At 71.0% G+C, this 19,484-nt stretch carries 10 protein-coding genes and 1 pseudogene; 7 read left to right on the forward strand and 4 right to left on the reverse strand.

Annotated elements, in window-relative coordinates; translation table 11 throughout:
* Positions 1 to 8: 8 nt before the first annotated feature.
* Entirely contained in the window at positions 9 to 10,958 is a 10,950-nt protein-coding gene (locus tag ACF061_RS14745; RefSeq protein WP_392267240.1) for a LamG-like jellyroll fold domain-containing protein, read from the forward strand.
* A gap of 533 nt (positions 10,959 to 11,491) precedes the next feature.
* Here the strand turns inward: ACF061_RS14745 and ACF061_RS14750 are convergent.
* Positions 11,492 to 11,812, reverse strand: a complete 321-nt coding sequence (locus tag ACF061_RS14750) for a hypothetical protein (RefSeq protein ID WP_392267241.1) — start codon at positions 11,810 to 11,812, stop codon at positions 11,492 to 11,494.
* On the opposite strand from ACF061_RS14750, the gene ACF061_RS14755 reads away from it, so the two are divergent.
* Positions 11,811 to 12,305, forward strand: a complete 495-nt coding sequence (locus ACF061_RS14755) for a hypothetical protein (protein WP_392267242.1) — start codon at positions 11,811 to 11,813, stop codon at positions 12,303 to 12,305. The genes ACF061_RS14750 and ACF061_RS14755 overlap by 2 nt on opposite strands.
* A gap of 1,207 nt (positions 12,306 to 13,512) precedes the next feature.
* On the opposite strand, the pseudogene ACF061_RS14760 reads toward ACF061_RS14755, so the two are convergent.
* Positions 13,513 to 13,689: pseudogene (locus tag ACF061_RS14760) on the reverse strand (DUF397 domain-containing protein); the annotation flags it as partial.
* 42 nt (positions 13,690 to 13,731) lie between these two features.
* On the opposite strand from ACF061_RS14760, the gene ACF061_RS14765 reads away from it, so the two are divergent.
* Positions 13,732 to 14,046: a hypothetical protein gene (locus ACF061_RS14765; protein WP_392267243.1), complete on the forward strand. Its 315-nt coding sequence runs from the start codon at positions 13,732 to 13,734 to the stop codon at positions 14,044 to 14,046.
* 188 nt (positions 14,047 to 14,234) lie between these two features.
* Here ACF061_RS14765 and ACF061_RS14770 read toward each other — a convergent pair whose 3' ends face one another.
* The gene (locus ACF061_RS14770) at positions 14,235 to 14,627 is read right to left on the reverse strand and encodes a hypothetical protein (RefSeq protein ID WP_392267244.1); all 393 of its coding nucleotides are present in this window, start codon (positions 14,625 to 14,627) and stop codon (positions 14,235 to 14,237) included.
* Positions 14,628 to 14,691: 64 nt separating this feature from the next.
* Positions 14,692 to 15,420: a hypothetical protein gene (locus ACF061_RS14775; RefSeq protein WP_392267245.1), complete on the reverse strand. Its 729-nt coding sequence runs from the start codon at positions 15,418 to 15,420 to the stop codon at positions 14,692 to 14,694.
* Between the two features lie 404 nt (positions 15,421 to 15,824).
* Here ACF061_RS14775 and ACF061_RS14780 point away from each other — a divergent pair, with 404 nt between their 5' ends.
* The 4 genes from ACF061_RS14780 to ACF061_RS14795 all read left to right on the forward strand — a co-directional run bounded on the left by ACF061_RS14780 (position 15,825) and on the right by ACF061_RS14795 (position 19,267).
* Positions 15,825 to 16,655 (forward strand): glycoside hydrolase domain-containing protein, encoded by an 831-nt coding sequence (locus tag ACF061_RS14780; protein ID WP_392267246.1) that lies wholly within the window; start codon positions 15,825 to 15,827, stop codon positions 16,653 to 16,655.
* Between the two features lie 64 nt (positions 16,656 to 16,719).
* Positions 16,720 to 17,325, forward strand: coding sequence for a hypothetical protein (locus ACF061_RS14785; protein WP_392267247.1), 606 nt, complete (start codon positions 16,720 to 16,722; stop codon positions 17,323 to 17,325).
* 139 nt (positions 17,326 to 17,464) lie between these two features.
* Positions 17,465 to 18,109 carry a SurA N-terminal domain-containing protein gene (locus ACF061_RS14790; protein WP_392267248.1) on the forward strand — a complete coding sequence of 215 codons (645 nt, stop codon included), beginning with the start codon at positions 17,465 to 17,467 and terminating at the stop codon, positions 18,107 to 18,109.
* A gap of 177 nt (positions 18,110 to 18,286) precedes the next feature.
* Entirely contained in the window at positions 18,287 to 19,267 is a 981-nt protein-coding gene (locus ACF061_RS14795; RefSeq protein ID WP_392267249.1) for a nucleoside triphosphate pyrophosphohydrolase, read from the forward strand.
* Positions 19,268 to 19,484: the final 217 nt, after the last annotated feature.

Below are 19,484 nucleotides of genomic sequence, written 5' to 3' on the forward strand. Positions count from 1 at the left end.
CCGTCGCCGTGCTGGTGCTCACCGCGCTCGCGCTCATGCTGACGACCAACCAGGCCCTCGCCGAAGGGTTGCAGTTGGGCCGCGTCGAGCTGCCGGACATGAGCCTGGGGTCGCTGGCCTCCTGGTTCACCGACCCGCACTGGGGCAAGCTGCCGCACCAGAAGTCCGGTACGGCCGAGGGCAAGCGGCACCACGTCTCCGCCGACGCCACCGCCGCCCACCGGGGCGCGGGCCACGCGCCCGGCAAGGGCCGCGGCGAGCTGGCTGCCTACCACCCGCACCAGCCGGCCGTGAAGAGCGGCCGCAGCCGCAGCGGCGGCGCCTTCGACGCGAAGACCAGCAAGCGCGACGCCGCCAAGTCGACGCGTACCGAGACGGTCTACGACAACGCCGACGGGTCCACCACCCGCCAGATGTCGCCCACCCCGGTCAACTACCAGGTCGGCAAGGGCCGGTGGGCTCCGATCGACGTGGACGTGCGGGCCGGACCGGACGGCCGCTGGCACGAGAAGGCGAACTCCCTCGCCGTCGACTTCGGCGCCAGGGCCACCGACTCCGACCTGGCCGCCCTCACCGTCGACTCCGGACACCGCGTCGCCTACACCCTCGACGGCGCCGCTCCCGTCAAGGGCGCCGCGCACGGCTCCACCGTCACCTACGGCAGCGTCCTGGACGCCACCGACCTGAAGCTGTCCCCCACCGCCACCGGTGTGAAGGAGTCGGTCGTCCTGCACTCCGCGGACGCCGCGAACTCCTGGACCTTCCCGCTCACCCTCAAGGGCCTCACGCCCGTCCAGCGGAAGAAGAACGGCTGGACCGACCTGCGCGACGCCTCCGGCAGGACCGTCGAGCGCATCCCTCCGGCCTACGCCTACGACTCCAAGGTGGACCGCCGCTCCGGTGAGCCCACCACCACGCACGACGTCACCACCGAGCTCGTCCACGCCGAGGACGGCTACGCGCTGAAGGTGACCCTGGACAGCGGCTGGCTGCACGACTCCCGCCGGGTCTTCCCGGTCACCGTCGACCCGACCGTGGCCGACGGGTGGACCACCACCTACGCCGAGTCCGGCGCCCCCGGCGACCACTCCTACGAGCAGACCATCAAGGTCGGCTCCTACGACTCCGGCACCCACTCGGCGATCGGCTTCGTCAACCACTGGGACACCGCATGGGACGCCAGCGGCGCCACCGTCACCGCCGCCTCCCTGAAGCTGTTCGACACCTGGGCCTCCACCTGCACCGCCGAGCGGTTCGACGTCGCCCTGGTGACCGGCTCCTGGACCCCCGAGTCCGTCACCGCCTACCCCGGCCCCTCCAAGGGGTCCTCAATCGGCAACGCGACCCCGAGCGTGCCCAACGCGTGCGCCAACACCGCCGCCGACCGCACCGTCGGCGACTCGGTGACCGTCTCGCTGTCCACCTCCGCGATCCAGGGCTGGTTCAGCGGCACCACCAAGGACTACGGCCTCGCGGTCTACGCGGCCACCACCGACGCCCTGCACTGGAAGCAGTTCGGCTCCTTCAACGACCCCGGCAAGGGACCGGTGCTCTCGGTCACCTACACCGGCAACACCGCGCCGCAGCTGTACGAGCAGTTCCCGCAGGACAACGCAGTCGTCGGCACCACCCAGCCCGAGCTGACCGCGTGGGCCGGCGGCGCCAACTCCAGCGGCGGCGGCAGCAACCAGTACCAGTTCCAGGTCTACGACGCCGCCGGTGCCAAGGTCGCCGACTCGGGCCTGATCGCCACCGGCGACTGGACCGTGCCCGCCGGCAAGCTCGCCTGGGGCAAGTCCTACACCTGGGAGGTCCAGGCGTACGACGCGACCACCAAGATGTACTCCCCGGCCGACCCGTACGCGCTGTCCGTGCAGGTCCCGCAGCCGGTGATCACCTCCGGGCTGTCGCAGAACTCCAGTGACCACGGCTTCGACGCGGCCATCGGCAACTACACCACCTCCGACACCGACGCCTCCATATCCGTCGTCGGCCCGTCCCTGGACGTCGAGCGCGACTACAACTCCCGCGACCCGCGCTGGACCGGCGCGTTCGGCGCGGGCTGGTCGAGCATCTTCGACTCCCGGGCCACCGAGCAGTACACCGCCGCCGGCGCGGTCACCAGCGTCGTCGTCACCTACCCCGACGGCTCCCAGGTCGGCTACGGCAAGAACAGCGACGGCACCTTCACGCCCGGCAACGGTCGCTTCGCCACCTTCAAGACGGTCACCGGCGGCGGTTACACGCTGACCGACAAGGACGACACCGTCTACACCTTCACCCAGCAACTGGGTTCCGGCGGTTACGGCCTGAGCGCCGTCACCGACGCCAACGGCCGGTCCATCAACCTCACCTGGACCAGCGGCCACATCACCAAGATGGCCTCCGCCGTCGCCGGCCGCTCCCTGTCGCTGACCTGGAGCACCCCCTCCGGCGCCCAGGCCGCGCACGTGGCCACCGTGGTCACCGACCCGGTCGACCCCAAGGTGGCCACCACCGCCCAGACGTGGACGTACGGCTACACCGGCGACCAGCTCACCAAGGTCTGCTCGCCGCTGTCGAGCACCAAGTGCACCACCTACGGCTACGACTCCGGGTCCGGCTACCGCAACGCGGCCCTGGACCTGGACCCGCACACCTTCTGGCCGCTGTCGGAGACCTCCGGCACCACCGCCAAGGACGCGGTCCTCGACAACGAGGGCACCACCAACGCCACCTACGAGAACGTCACCCTCGGCCAGAGCGCGGGTCCGCTGACCGGCTCCACCGCCAAGGCGGCCACCTTCAACGGCACCTCCTCCGACGTCTCGCTGCCCAAGAACCTCGGCAACGACACCGACTCCGGCGCGATATCCCTGTGGTTCAAGACCTCCCAGGGCCCGGGCGTCCTCTACTCCTACGCCTCCCAGCCGATCGGCTCGGGTCAGGCCGCGGGCTTCTACACCCCCTCCATCTACGTCGGCACCGACGGCAAGCTGAACGCCGAGTTCTGGTACAGCGGCGGCGTCAACCCGATCGTGTCCACCGCATCCGTCGCCGACGGCAAGTGGCACCACGTGGTGCTGTCGGCCGCCGGCAACTCCCAGACGCTGTTCCTGGACAACGCCAAGGTCGGCTCGCGCACCGGCACCGTCTCCATCAAGAGCGCGGTCGCCTTCGGCAAGAACCAGTCGTTCAACTACCTGGGCACCGGCTTCCTCGGCGGTTCCTGGCCCGACGAGCCGCACTACTCGACCTCCGACGGTGACGGCTTCGCCAGCTACTTCAACGGCTCCATCGCCGACGCCGCCTGGTACAGCCGCCCGCTGGTCGCCGCCGACGTCAGCGCGCTCTACACCTACGGCACGCACGGCACCAGCCTGCTCAAGAGCATCACCCGGCCGTCCGGCAAGGCCTTCGCGGCGATGTCGTACGACCCGGACAGCACCATCCTGAACCAGCTCACCGACGAGAACGGCGGCGTGTGGAAGCTCGGCACGCCCACCGTCACCGGGTCCAGCGACACCTACCGGGGCGCGGTGCTGGGCCAGGCGCCCGCACAGTACTTCCGCCTCGGTGAGGCGGCCGGCGCCGCCACCGCCCTGGACGAGGTACGCGGCGGCGACGCCGCCTACAACACGGTCACCCTCGGCGGGGCCGGCCCGTTCAGCGACCACAAGGCCGCCGCCTTCGACGGCGCCGCGTCCGTGGTGACGCCGCCCAGCGGCGCCGTGCCCGGCACCGGCGCCGAGTCGGCCTCCCTGTGGTTCAAGACCTCGACCGCGAACGGCGTCCTGCTCGCCACCTCCCGGGACGCGCTCAAAGCGGGCGGCACCACGGCGACCGCCTACACCCCGGTCCTCTACGTCGGCAGCAGCGGCAAGCTGAACGGAGAGTTCTACTTCTCCGGCGGCTCCACCAAGCCGCTCGCCTCCTCCGCCGCCGTCACCGACGGCAAGTGGCACCACGCGGTGATCTCCGCGTCGGCGACCAGCCAGTCGCTCTACCTCGACGGCGCCCTCGTCGGCACCCAGAGCGGCGCGCCGAACATGGTCAACCAGCCGCACACCTACGTCGGCGCCGGCTACCTCGGCGGCAACTGGCCGGACGAGGCCCACCACAACACCGCGGACAACACCGGCTACGCCACCTACTTCAAGGGCTCCATCGCCGAGGTGGCGCTCTACCGCTCGGAGTTGTCCGCCGCCGACGCCACCGCGCAGTTCCAGGCGGCGAAGAACTCCACCGGCCTGCTGCCGGTGAAGACCGTCAAGGTCACCTCGCCGACCGGCTCGACGCCGACCTACACCTACGACGTCACCAACGGCAACCGCGCCCTGACCGAGACCGACGGCCTGGGCAACCGCACCAGCTTCGGCTACGACACCGCCGGCTTCGAGCACACCGTCACCGACCCCAACGGGTCGATGACCGTCACCGGTCACGACGTGCGCGGCAACGTGGTCTCCTCCACGTCCTGCCAGGACCAGGCCGCGAACAAGTGCAACACCGAGTACTACACGTACTACCCGGACGACACCACGGCCCAGCTCACCACGGCCGACCCGCGCAACGACCAGCTGCTGACCGAGCGCGACGGCCGGTCCTCGTCCGCCACCGACGACACCTACCTGACGTCGTACACCTACGACTCGGCCGGCAACCAGACCAGGATCACCGGTCCGGCGGTGCCCGGCTTCCCCGACGGCCGCTCCACCACCACCGAGTACAGCGACGGCACCAGCGCCTACCCGTCCGCCGACGGCGGCACCGTGCCCAAGGGCCTGCCGGTGAAGACGGTCAGCCCCGGCGGCGCCGTCAACCGGGTGTCGTACTTCAAGAACGGCGACGTGGCCTCCACCACCGACGCCATCGGCCTGGTGACCCAGTACACCTATGACGGCCTGGGCCAGGTCACCAGCCAGAAGGTCGTCTCCGACACCTACCCCGACGGCCTGACCACCACCTACCAGTACGACGCCGTCGGCCAGGTGGTCGAGGAGCACGACCCGCGGCTCACCGACCGCGTCACCGGCGCCACCCACGCCGCCGTCTCCACCACGGTCTACGACGAGGACGGCAACACCACCTCGCAGACCGTCTCCGACGCGAGCGGCGGCGACACGGCGCGCACCCAGACGTGGACCTACGACGTCTACGACCACGTGCTCACCGAGTCCGACGCCAACGTGGCCGCGGGCGCGGCCAGCGGCAACACCACCACGTACTCGTACGACACCTCCGGCAACAAGACCAAGGAGGTCACCAGCGCCGGCAACGAGACCCGGTACACCTACGACGACAACGGCGAACTGCTCACGCAGGGCGTGATGTACACCGGCGACCCGACCGACCCGCAGTCGCCGGACCTGCTCACCGAGTCCTCCCGGGCCTACGACCCGGCCGGACGCCTCGCCTCGATCACCGACGCGATGGGCAACACCACGTCGTACACCTACACCGACGACGGCCTGACCTCGACGGTGAAGCGGACCAGCGCCGACGGCAAGAGCACCTACGTGCTGGAGTCGGACACCTACGACGCCGCCGGCAACATGCTGCAGTCCACCACGGACAACGGCGAGACCGTCACCAAGTACACCGTCGACGCGGCTTCCCGGACCACCTCCACCGAGCTGGACCCGACCGGCGTGGACCGCGTGACCACCGTGTCGTACACCCCGGACGACCAGGTCGCCAGCGAGAACGACCACGACGCCACCGGCTACGACCGCACCACCACCAACACCTACGACGACATGGGCAACCTGCTCAGCGAGACGCTGTACGGGGACGCCTCCGGACACCCGGCCGGCTGGTGGAAACTCGACCAGACCTCCGGCACCCACGTCACCGACGCCTCCGGCACCGGCAACACCGCCACCGCCTCCGGCGTCACCTGGAACGACGGCGCCGCGAACTTCGCCGGCACCACCGGCCAGCAGATCGCCACGAACGGCCCGGTCCTCGACACCACCGCCTCGTACACGGTCTCGGCCTGGGTGCGGATGAGCTCGCTGCCCACCCACAACGCCACCGTCGTCGCGCAGACCGGCAGCGCCAACAGCGCGTTCATGCTCCAGTACAACTACGCGCACACCAGCGCCCCGCTGTGGAGCATGGAGCAGACGAGCAAGGACGCCTCGGGAGCCACCTTCCCGGCGGCCTACTCCACGGCCGTGCCCACCACCGGTGACTGGACCCAGCTCGTGGGCGTCTTCGACGCCTCCACCGGCACCGTCAAGATCTACGTCAACGGCACACTGTCCGGCTCCGGCACCAACACCACACCGTGGAACGCCACCGGAGCACTCACCATCGGGCAGGCCGAGTACGCCGGCGCCGCCACCGACCTGCTGCCCGGCGCGACCTCCAACGTGCAGGTCTACCAGCGGGCCCTGTCCGCCACCGAGGTGTCCTCCCTCTACGGGAAGGGCCGCTCCGGCGGTACGGTCGGCTCCTCCGACGCGCAGACCACGAAGTACACCTACGACAAGCGGGGCCTGCCGACGTCCATGACGGACGCCGAGCAGCACACCACCGACTACGCCTACGACGAGGCCGGCAACCTCGCGGTGACCACCGCGCCCGCCGTCCAGGCCGAGCCGGACGGCACCACCGCCGCCACGGTGCGCCCGACCACCACCAGCGGGTTCAACACCTTCGGTGAGAGCGTCGAGGAACAGGACCCCAACGGCCTGGTCACCAGGACGGCGTACGACGCGGAGGGCAACAAGGTCTCCGAGACCCTGCCGCCGTACACCCCGGCGGGCGCCTCGACGCCCAACGCGGGCACGACCGTCTACACGTACGACAGCGAGGGCAACCAGACGTCCGTCACCACGCCGGGCGGGAAGACCTCGAAGTACCTGTACGACCAGCTGGGCAACCTCGTCCAGTCCACCGCGCCGGACGGCACGACCACGCACGCCACCTACGACCCGAACGGCGAGCAGCTCTCGGCGACGGATCCGACCGGCGCGCAGGCCCAGGCCACGTACGACTTCCTGGGCCGGCAGCTGACGCAGACGACGCTGGAGCGCTACCCGTCGACTCGGACGCTGACGGCCACCACGTCCTACGCCGTCACCCCCGGCAACCCGTACGGAGCCCACGCCGCCTCGACCACCTCCCCGGGTGGTGTGACGACGACGTACGGCTACAACCGGGCCGGTGACATCACCTCCGTCACCGACGCCGCGGGCAACACCACCCGCTACGCCTACGACTTCGAGGGCAACCGCTCCCGGACGACACTGGCGGACGGCACCTACACGACGACCGACTACAACGCCGACGGCGACCCCACGGCCACCCGGTCCTACGACGCCGGCGACAACAAGCTGTGGGAGACCGCCCAGACCTACGACGGCGTCGGCAACATGACCGCCGCCACCGACGCCAACGGCCACACCAGCCGCTTCACCTACGACGCGGCCGGCACCATCACCCAGGAGATACAGCCGGTCGACGCCTCGACGTCGATCACCACGACGTTCGGCTACGACGCGGCCGGCAACCGGACCCGCTTCACCGACGGCCGCGGCAACTCCTGGCGCTACACGTACACCCCGTGGGGCCAGCGCGAGAAGGTGATCGAGCCGACCACCGCGAAGTACACCTCGGCGGCCGACTCGACGACGACCTTCGCCTATGACGCGGACGGCCAGCTCACCGACGCGACGCTGCCCGGCGGCACCACGACGGCGATGACGTACGACGTCAACGGCCGGCTCAAGACGATGTCCGGCACGGGCGCCGACGCGGCCACCGCCAAGCGGAGCTTCGACTACGACGCGGACGGCCGCGTGCGGTCGGCGGACACCGAGGCGGCGGGCATCGCCGGGGCGGTGGACCACCAGGACGCCACCCACGACGAGTTCGCCTACGACGACCGCAGCGACGTGCTGACCGCGTCGGGCTCGGCGGGCTCCTCCGCCTTCGCCTACAACGACGACGGCGCGCTGACCTCGCGCACGGACGCGGCGGGCACGACGACGTACGGCTACGACACCGCCGGCCGCCTGTCGTCCCTGAACGACGCGGCCACCGGCACCCAGCTGACCTACACCTACGGGTCGCTGAACGAACTGAGGTCGGTCAAGTACGGCTCGACCGGTCAGACCCGCACCTTCGGCTACAACAGCGACCACGAACTGACCAGCGACGTCCTGGTGCAGGGCGGATCGACGCTGGCGGGCTTCACCTACGGCTACGACAAGATCGGCAACCTGACGTCGAAGACGACGACGGGCGTCTCGGGCGCGTCGGCCAACACCTACGGGTACGACTGGGCCAACCGCCTCACGTCGTGGAACGACGGCACGAAGACCACCTCGTACGCCTACGACGCCTCGGGCAACCGCGTCCGCAACGGCTCGGACGTCTACACCTACGACGAGCGCGACGAACTGACCTCGGACGGCACGCACACCTACGACTACTCGGCGCGCGGCACGATGACCCAGGAGTCGTCGGCGGCCGGCGGGACGGTGGCGTACAAGACGGACGCCTTCGGCGGCCAGATCGTCGCCGGCCAGCAGTCGTACACGCTGGACGCGGTGGGCCGGAACATCACCGACCGGGACACGTCGGTGGCGGGCTCCACACGGACGTTCGCCTACTCCGGCGCGGACAACACCATCGCCTCGGACGGTGACAACACCTACACCTACGACCCGGACGGCGGCCTCGTCGGCGTCCGGACGTCCGGCGGCAGCGGGGTGCTGGCCCTGACCGACCAGCACAGCGACGTGGTCGGCACCTTCACCGCGGGGGCGACCTCGCTGGCGGGCTCGGTCTCCTACGACCCGCTGGGCAAGGTGGTCTCGCCGACCAACACCATCGCCGGTCACCTGGGCTTCCAGTCCGGGTGGACGGAGCCGGGCACGGGCAACGTGGGCACCGCCTCACGCTGGTACGACCCGTCCACGGGCGTGTTCCTGAACAAGGACAGCGTCTCGCTGAACCCGGTGCCGAACTCGGTGGCGGCGAACCCGTTCGCCTACGTCGACGACAACCCGCTGGCGGGCACCGACGAGTCGGGCAACTGCTCCTGGTACGACGTGGTGTGCGGTGCCAAGAAGACCGCGCACAAGGTGAGCCACGCCGTCAAGCACGTGGCGCACAAGGTCTACCACGCGGCCAAGCACGTGGCCCGCAAGGTCGTCCACGCGGTCAAGCACGTGGCCCACAAGGTCGTGCACCACGTCCGGGACGTGTACCACGCCACCGTCCGGGTGGTGCGGCGCGTGTACCACTACGCCGCCAGGCACGTCAGACGCGCGTACCACCGGGTCGTCCACGCGGTCCACACGGCCTACCACAAGGTCTCGCACGCGGTGCACCGCGTGGTGCACGCGGTGAAGAAGGCGGCGCACAAGGTCGCGCACGCGGTGAAGAAGGCCGCGCACGCGGTCTCGCACGCGGCGAGGACGGCGTACCACGCCACGGTCAAGGCGGCGAAGTCGGCGGCGAAGTACGTCAAGCACCACGCCGCGGCGATCACCTCCTTCGTGGTCTCCACGGCGGTCTTCGCGGGCTGCGAGGCACTCACGGCGGGCGTCGGCTCCATCGGCTGCGCGGCGGCCGCGGGCGCCGCGGGCTCCCTGGTGGAGCAGGGCTTCAAGTGCGCCGAGAACGGCGGCGGCGACTGCTCCGCGGGCGCGTTCGCGGGCTCGGCGGTCGAGGGCGCGGTCGCGGGCGCCGTGGGCGGCGCCCTGGGCAGCCTGGGCGGCAAGATCCTCTCCAAGGTCGCGCCGAAGGCGATGAAGGTCGTCGGCGGGCTGTTCGGCAAGGGAGCGACAGAGGCCGAGGAGACAGCGGCGACGGACGCCACGGAGGCGGCCGCCTCACGGGCGGAGTCGGAGGGGGCGGGCTCACGGAGCCAGTCGCACTCGGACGAAGCGCCGTCCTCTTCTCAGGGAGAGGGCCCCAGCTGCCGCAGGCCGCACAGCTTCACCGGTTCGACCCGAGTGCTGATGGCGGACGGCACGACGAAGGCCATCGATCAGGTCAAGGCCGGCGACACCATCGCCAACTCGGTGCCGGGCGCCAGCGGTACGGAGGCGCACAAGGTCACCGACGTGATCGTGACGCACGCCGACCACGACTTCGTGGACCTGACGGTCAAGAGCGTGGGCGGGAAGTCGGTGAAGGCCACGGCCAGGTCCATGGCCAAGAAGGCGGCCCGCAAGGCGGCCTTCGGCCTGGCGGCCTCGGCGGCTGTCCTGGGCGCCCTGTCGGCCGGTCACGGTCACGGTGACGCGCAGAAGCCGGTGGCGGCGGTCAGCCAGGTGTCGTCGGCGCGGGCCACCACGGCCGGCGCGCGGGACGCCCACCTGACGACGACCTTCCACCACCCCTTCTACGACAAGACGCAGTCGGCCTTTGTCGAGGCGAAGGACCTGGAGCCCGGCGACGTCCTCCAGACGCCGACCGGTACCACCGAGGTCGCCGGTGTCCGCCTGTACCACGCGAACACCACGACGTACGACCTCACCGTCGGCACCCTCCACACGTACTACGTGGCGGCGGACGGCGTCCTGCTGCTGGTCCACAACGCGAACCTCCCCGATGTCTGCGGCCCCGTCACCAAGAACACTCATTACGCGAACGTGACGGTTCACGACGCGGACGGGAAGATGATCGACTCGTATTCCCTCCGCAGTGGAGCCACGACTCCCGAGGAAGCCAGCATCGGCGTCGGAAGGGCGCGGCAGGCGGTGCACACGGAGAACCGGGCGGCCAGAGCGTCCGGCGGCGCTCCGATGATCGGGGATCACGTGATCGTCGACGATCCGTTCTTCGCGGCGAGTCCTGTTCCTGAAGGCGGATGGGTGAAGATCACAGGCACCAAGCCGCCCTGTGGAAACTGTCAAGGCCAGATGAGGGCTTCCGCCGAGGATACGGGTGCCACGTTTGAATATCATTGGCCGAATGGAAAGGGTGGAATGAACATGTGGTCCTCGGATGACTGATGGCCGGCTGCGTCGGCCCACCGTGAACCAGCGTCATTTGTAGGGAATTGAGGCCCCTGCTGGACAGCGCATCGACCAAGTCGGAGCGACTCCAGCAGGGGCCCTCCCATTGCCTTGCCGGCCGACCCCGGGTGACGGTCGACGGCAGTAGCATGCTTCTCATGACTGTCTCGGGTGAAGAAGCAAGGTGTGAACTGTGCGGACGGCCGCTGGACGCGCAGCATTCGTGTGAGGGGCACGACTCTTCCGCAGTGGCCGGGGGAGGGAAACGAGTCGAGTACGTCGTTGTGGAGGTGCGCGGAGTTGTGGCCCACTACCAAGCCGTCGACAATCCGTCCAAGACGAACAGGACGGGGGCGATCGAGCTCGCCAAGGAATTGGGAATCGATGCGTCCAGCCTTCTGGGACGCCATTACACCTGTTTGGTGACTCCTGCGGAGTACGGTGTCATCCGAAGCGACTTCAGGCTTGCCTAGCGAGTTCGGCGCAAACGCTTTGCTGCGTTGTTGAGCCTGCCGCCTTGATTTTCTGGATCACTTTGTGCGGGTGATGTCCGCCAGGGCACCGACCAGGAGTTCGTCCACGCCCGCGTGGAACCCGCGTGGAAGGGGAGAAGACCGGCCGCCCAGTGCCGCCGTCACGTGCTCACCGCCGGGGCGGGGGGACTGGACGGGCTCCACGTTCATTCCGGCCGAAAGGTCGCGGTCGCTGTCGGTGCCGCGGAAGTACGGATCCCGCCGCGGTGACGAGTCGGGCGCGGGCGGCGGGGGCAGGGAGCGGTCCTGGGCCGGCGGGCCCGGTGTGATCCCGTGCCAGAGGCCCTGAGCGGGGAAGGAAGCAGCAGGAATGCGCATGAGCAGGCTCGTGCGGGCCGAGATCGGCCGGTTCGACTGGAGGCAGATCCGGTGCGGCTGCGGCGGGACGGCCGAGCACGTGCCCGGCATCTTCGAGCGTCTGGTCGAGGCGGAGAGCGCCGAGGAGACCTTCGGGACGGATCTGGAAGGACACCTCGAAGTCCAGGGGGAGCTGTTCGAGGCCGCCGTGCCGGCGGTCAGCGTCATCCTCGCCGCGTTGGCCGACCCGCTGTGCGACACGTCGCGGAACTACCTGCTGTCCGTGCTGTGGCGGGTCGTACTCGGCGAGGCACACCCCTCGGAAGCGGCACGGGGGCGTACGCATCTCCCGCAGGAGTGCCGTCTGCGCGCCCGCGAGGGCCTTCCGCTGATCTTCCGGGAGGCGCTCACCGGGGACAGCGAGACCGCGATCGAGATCCTGGAAGCCGTCGATCTCGACGACGAACGCGTGGACCACTACCGGCGAGCCGCCGAGAACAGGAAGCGGAAGTAGGACCGGCCCGTGTCGAGCCGCCGGCCGGGCGCCGCGCTCATTCCGGTCGGCACGCGGCGGTCAACCGCCAGAGATGCAGCGACGTACCGTCCTCGGAAACCGTGTACCAGGTGCCGCCGCCGGCGGGGCGGGCCGAACCGGTGACGGGGAAGGGGTAGCGGATCTCGCCGCGCAGTGTCATCGCCTGGGCGTCGACAAGCCAGTGGCGCGCCGTGCCGTACCGGGCGTCGCACTCGGAGGTCCCCACGACGATGCTGCCCTCGTCGACGAAGGCCGCTTCGTGGTCCCAGCACACCCTGTCCCCGCCGGTGCTCGCGGGGTGCGCCGGTACGGTGCCCTCGGCGTCCAGTTCCCGAAGGACGGCACCGTCGTCTGCCCGGCGCAGGGACAGGGACCACTGCCCGACGTCGACGGTGAGGAGGTGGCGGCCGGACGGGCTCACCCCGAGGAGTACCAGCTCGGTGCCGATCCGCTCGACGGCCGGCCGCCGCCCGTCCCAGCGCCCCCACAGCACCGGTGAGCCCTCCTCACCCTCACCGACGCTCAGACCCATCTGCCCGGGGTCCGGGTGCGGAGTGTGCTCGGAGCCGGAGGCCACGGTGTCCGTGTCCACCCGGGCCAGGACCGTCCCGTCCGAGGCGTCCAGGACCAGCCAGAGTTCCTGGCAGTCATCCTTGTGCCTGTTCCCGCTCAAGGGGCCGGGGACGTGCGCCCAGACGAGCTTGCCGTCCGAGGAGAAGGCGACCGAGCCGCTGTCGGCGTGGAAGTGGTCCTCGTCGTCGGCGTACTCGTCGAACGACCCGTGACTCAAAGGGCAGCCGTTCCAGCAGCCGTGCCGCACCTCCCACCGCGTCGCACCGCTCGCCTCCACCGCACGCACCGTGTGCAGCCCGGCGAACACGGCGGCGTCCCGCTCCGGCGACACGGCCACCGACCCGAAGCGGTGCGGCCAAGGCGCCGGGAAGCGGACCTCGTGCGCCGGGTCCGTACCGGCCAGGTCCAGGTCCAGGGTGACCAGCTCGGCGTCCCCGCGCTGTACGAGCAGCCTGCGACCGGGCCAGTGCAGCACGCAGGGAGCCTCGGCCGATGCCGGGCCCAGGGGAGCGGCTACGGTACCGACGAGACGGGCAGTGAGGGGCACGGAATCCTCCGGTCGTGGGGGCGCACAGCGAGGCTGGTCGGCCGCCGACGCCGGATGGTGCCCGCCCTCGAGGGCTTCCACGAAGGCGCCGAAGGCTCCCGCCGGGAAGGTGAGGGTGGCTCTGGCGGGAGCTTTTGAGTCGCGGATGGCTGTGTGGGCGGCAGAGGTCGCGATCTCCACGCAGTCGTTGCCGTCGCCGGGGCCTGAGTAGGACGACTTCCGCCAGTTGCGGGGAGTGGTCATGGAGGCTCCTCACAATCCCTTCGGAAGCGAGCAGGAGCAGCAGTGATCAGGGATGAGGTTCACGAGTTCGTCCGGCTGGGGCCGCTGCCCTCGGAGGCGGACGACTCCGAGGACGGCGACGAGGCGTTCGACGAGCTGGAGCGGGCGCTGCACGCCATCGACAAGCCCGTCACCGATGACGAGGCCCGGCTGCTGCTGGGATGCTTCGGCGACGACAACTGCTGGGGACTGGCCTGGACCCTGCTGCACCTGGTGGAATCGGCCCCCTCGCCGCCGGTGACCTCCGAGCCGCCGGACGGCTCCAACGTGTGGATCAGGAGACTGTGGACGCGTTACCGGAACAGTCCGCGTCCTTGAGGGCGGCGGCCAACCGGTGCCGCCGCCGCGTGGGACGCGACGGCCCCTGATGTTTGTACGGAACCGAAGACACTCGACCGGTTGAGTGCTCCCTGTATCGACAGATGAGCGGGCCGGAGACACTCGACCGGCGAGTGTCTTCGTCCTGGCCCGGACGTGCCCCACCCGGCGACGGTGACACACCGCTCCTACCGCCCGTAGGGAGATCCGTACGAGGCCCCGTACGGCTGCCCGTGCGGGGGCTTCGTCGGTGCCCCGCCCCCGCCGTACGCCGGCGCGGCCGCCTGCGCCGAGCGCGGGTCGAAGACCGCGAACAGCAGCATCGCCGTCGCGGCCAGCAGGCACAGCACGGCGACGGCGCCCAGGATCGGGTCGCCGTCACCGTCGGACGTGACGACCGCCCAGGGCAGCGTCACGCACTCGTACAGGGTGAAGGCCGCGAACGCGCCCCAGTCCGAGCCCCGGCCGCGGCGGATCGCCACGTACAGGAACGGGACCCACATCAGCAGGCCCAGCGACCCCCACGCCAGGACCGACCAGGCGATCCGCTGGAGCCACCCGGCCTCCAGTCGCTTGTCCATCTCAACCCCCCAAGGCAGTGCAGGGGGCAAGATTAAGTCACCGGGCGGCGCGCCCGGCCGGATCTCAGGAAGCCGTCTTCGCGGACGTCTTCAGGGACGTGACGATCCGTCGCGTCAGCTTCCTCGCCGTGGCCGCCCCGTTGTCGCGGCCGTCCGTGGAGAGCACGGTGACCAGGTTGGTGCCCTGGCGGGCGGCGATCAGCGTGGTGCCGTTGGTCCAGGAACTGTCGGTGAGGGTGAGGGTGTAGGCCTCGTCACCGAGTCCGGTCGTGGCCGAGCCGCTGGTCCTCACCGTGGAGTGGATGTCCGGGTCCGCGAACGACGCGCAGGCGGTCGCGGCCTTCTCCACGTCCTTCAGCACGTCGGCCGCGGTCGTGCCGCGGAACGCGTCGGCCTCCTGGGAGATCTCCTCGGAGGTGTTCTTGCTGACGTAGTCGCCCTGCGCGAAGGACACCCCGGAGACACCGGTGATGCCGATCCAGGCCGTGCCCTCCAGCCTCGTGCAGTCGGGCTTCGCCGGGCTCTTGGAGACCGGCGCAACGTACGTGTCCCCGGTGTCCCGGGTGCTGTCGGCGTCGGAGGCGAAACCGGCCGGGAAGAACGAGGCCGGGGCGAGCGCACGCTTCAGCTGGGTCCCGGTGAGCAGGCCGGCGTTCGGGTCCTTGGCGGTGGACGGGGACGCCGGGGCCTCGGCCGACGAACTGTCGGAGGTGCCGCAGGCCGCCAGGGCCAGGGGGAGCGCGGCCACCGCGAGGAGGCGGACGGCGCGGGCGGTGCGGGACGGGATGTGCATCTGAGTCCTTCGAACGGGCCAGTGGGGGTGGCCAGCGGACCTTACGACGCCCGGGGGACGCACAGTTCATGCACAGGTCAGGCGGCGATCAACACTCGGTCAAGATCGGCGGGTCGGAGTCCCCGGCCCGTGCCCGTCACCCCCGGGACCGTTGTTTTTGCAGTTGCTTGGGGGAATCATGTGGCGAGGCAAAGGCTCCGTTTTCCGTTCACAGGCACGTCATCGGCTACGGTGCGATCCGCTTCGCGCGCCGGAGGAGCGTCGGCCGACGGACCCGCGCGCGCCGCACCAGGGGGCACAGCAACGTTTTCCAGCGGACGTACGTCGCCCGACCGTCGTCGTACACCGCTTCCGACACGCACGCGCGAGCACGCGCGTGCGCACCGACACAGGCAGGGGTGGGGATGGCCGAGCACCGGCAGTCCAAGAAGCGCAGGTACATCACGTGGGCGGTGGCCGGCGCGGCCGTCGTCGTGGGTGGTGGCATCGCGGCGCAGACCTCGATGGCCGCCACCACCTGGCCGGCCCAGAAGACGTACACCGGCCGTGCCTTCGACACCTGCACCGCGCCCTCGCTGACCGCGATGAAGGCCTGGCGCACCGACAAGTACTACGGCGCCGCGGCCGTCTACGTCGGCGGCAAGAACCGCGGCTGCAACCAGCCCAACCTCACCGCCTCCTGGGTGAAGTCGGTCAGCTCCCAGGGCTGGAAGCTCATACCGATCTACGTCGGCGCCCAGCCGCCGTGCCAGAAGAGCTCCAACCCGGAGAAGCTCACCGCCTCCACCGCCTCCTCGCTCGGCACCGCCGACGCCAAGGACGCGGTCGCCAAGTCCGCCGCGCTCGGCATGAAGGCGGGCAGCGCGATCTACCTCGACATGGAGCCGTACGACACGACCGACAAGTCGTGCAACGACGCCGTGCTGACCTATGTCCGCGCCTTCGACAAGGAACTGCGCGCCAAGACCTACCGGGCCGGCTACTACGGCTTCACCAGTTCCAGCGCCAAGGCCATCGCCACCGCGACCAACAAGACCGACCTGCCGGGCAACCTCTGGTACGCCCTCTGGGACGGCAAGGAGACCACGACCACCGACTGGCCGTGGGGCTCCACCCAGTTCACCAACCACAGCCGCGCCCACCAGTACAAGGTGAACAGCAAGGAGACGCGCGGCGGCGTCACCCTCACCGTCGACCGCGACTACTGGGACGCCCCGGTCGCCATCACCGGCTGAGGCGGAGCGGGGCAGGGCAGGCAGGCAGGATCGGACGGGAATCGTGGCCAGACAGGTCAGACAGGTGACGCAGGCGCGATCCGGAAAGGCGGGACCGGCCCAGGCGGGCGGCCCGCTCGCCGGGGCGGGACGGGCCGCCGTCGCACGGCTGCGCGCACTGCGCGGCCGCACCATCGCCCTCGCGGCGGGCGCGGTGGCCGTCGTCGGCGCGCTGGTGGTGACCGGCGCGCTGCTCTCCCGGCACGACGACCGGCCGCCGATCCCCGACACCCGCGCCCGGCACTACACCGAGACCGACGCCTGCCTGCTCACCGGCGAGGACGGAATCACCGCCGGCACCACCTCCGGCACCGTCTGGCAGGGCATGCAGGACGCCTCCCGCACCACCCACGCCCGGGTCAGCTACACCCAGGTGACCGGCGAACAGAGCGTCGGCAACGCGCGGCCGTTCCTCAACGGCATGCTGCAACGCTCCTGCGACGTCGTCCTGGCGGTGGGCCGGCCCGAGACGACGGCGGCGGCCGGGACCGCGCCGCAGTACAAGAAGGTCGGCTTCGTGCTGGTCGGAGGCGGCGGCGTCGGCGGCAACGTCACCACGGTGCGCCCCGGCGACGGCCTGCGCGCCGACGTCGCGGCGGCCGTTCGGCGGGCGGTGCGCGAGCGGAGCTAGAGCGCCCGGGCGGCGCGGCGGTGTCGGAAGTCCCCGGGAATCGTTGGTCCAATGGCTTGGCCGGAGCCCGGCCGCTGCCTACCATCGATCACCGCAAGACTTTGTGCACCGCCGCACAATCTCCACACGGGAGGTTCCCTTGCACCGCCGCCGTCGCACCGCGCTCGTCCTGTCCGCCGCGATCGCAGCGGCGGCCCCACTCCTGACCGCCTGCGGCAACGACGCGCATCCCGGCGCGGCGGCCGTGGTGGGCGGACAACGGATCACCGTCGGGCAGTTGCAGAGCCGGGTGGACGAGGTGCGCCGGGCCCAGCGGGCCGCGGTGGCCGACGAGACGCAGTACCAGCAGGCCGTCGCCCGCACCGGCACGCTCTCCCGGGACACCCTGCACCAGATGGTGCTCGACCGGGTGCTGGACCGCGCCGCCCGGGACGCGGGCGTCACCGTCTCCCGCCACGAGATCCAGCAGATGCGCACCGGACTGGAGCAGCGGGCCGGCGGATCCCAGGCGCTGGAGACGGTCTGGCTCCAGCAGTACGGGGTGCCGCCGCGGCGCCTGGACGACAACCTCCGCCTCCAGGTCGAGGCCCAGAAGCTGGCGGCCGCGCTGCACACCGACACCAGCGGGCCGGCCTTCTGGAAGGCACTGTCGACCGCCTCCGGCAAGCTGGACGTCGACCTCAACCCGCGCTACGGCGCCTGGGACGTCCAGAAGGGCGGCGTCGAGGCGAAGGCGCCATGGCTGCGGGACGTCTCGTCGGCGGGCGCGGGGCAGGTGGCGTGACGCGGCGCGGGACGGGCGGCGTGCGGCCCGCGCGGACGGTGTGAGGCCCGCGCGGACGGTGTGAGGCCCGCGCGGACGGTGTGAGGCCCGCGCGGACGGTGTGAGGCGCGCACGGTGCGCCGGCCGCCCCGAGGACGGCTCGGGGGGCCGTCGACGCCGTGGGTTACGTTCGAAGGCGTGAACACCTCCACCGCCCACGGCGCCGAAGCCTCCCCCGGCCGCATCGTCCTGCTCACCACCAGCCACCGGGTCGCCCCCGGGCTGCTGTCCTGGCCCGCCTGGCAGGCGCTGCGCGCGGCCGACCGGGTGCTGTGCGCGGACGGGGCGCATCCGCAGCTGCCGTATCTGCGCGAGGCGGGCGTCACCGTCGCCGAGGAGTCGCCGACCGCCGGGGAACTGGTCGACGCCTGCGCGGGCGGCCGTACGGTCGTGGTGGTGGCCACCGGCGAGGGCGAGCCGGTCCTCACCGACCAACTGGCCCGCCTCGCCGGCTCCGGGCGCGTCGCCATGCCGGAGCTCGAGCTGCTCCCCGCCTCCTACGACCTGCCGGGCGCCCGCCTGCTCGATCTGGTGCAGGTCATGGACCGGATCCGCGCCGAGTGCCCCTGGTCGTCCCGGCAGACCCACGAGGGCCTGGCCAAGTACGCCATCGAGGAGGCGTACGAGCTGGTGGAGTCGATCGAGGACGGTGACCGGGACGAGCTGCGCGAGGAGCTGGGCGACGTCCTCCTCCAGGTCGTCTTCCACTCCCGCATCGCCGAGGAGGACCCCGAGGAGCCCTTCTCGGTCGACGACGTGGCCGGCGGCATCGTCGCCAAGCTGATCCACCGCCATCCGCACGTCTTCGGTGACGAGACGGCCGAGACCCCGGAGGAGGTGAAGGCGCACTGGCTGCGCACCAAGGCCGAGGAGAAGCGGCGCACCTCCGTGACGGACGGTGTCCCCCTCGGCCAGCCCGGTCTGGCCCTCGCGGCGAAGCTGGCCTCCCGGGTCCGCACGGCGGGCCTCGACGTGCCGCTGCCCGGGGCGGAGGGCGTCGGCTACGAGCTGCTGGCGCTGGCCGCCCGCGCCGAGGCGACCGGCGTCGACCCGGAGGCGGCGCTGCGGGCGGCGGCGCGGACGTACCGGGACGCGATCAGGGACGCCGAGGGCGTCTGAGGCGCGAAGCGGAGGCCGGGGGCCCGGAGGACGGCCCGAAGGAGCCGAGGGGCACGGGGCCGTGAGGCCGCGCGGCGCCGCCGCACAGGGCGCGCCCGGCTCCCGCCGGCGCGCGGCCGGCACGCTCCAGCGGGCTGGAGGCGCCGTCCCGGGAAACCGGGGACGGGGAGAAGGAGAGGAGAAGAAGGGGAGGGGAGGAAGGGGAGCGGCGGGGGCG

It is taken from the genome of Streptomyces sp. NPDC015220, assembly GCF_043079345.1.
Lineage (GTDB): Bacteria > Actinomycetota > Actinomycetes > Streptomycetales > Streptomycetaceae > Streptomyces.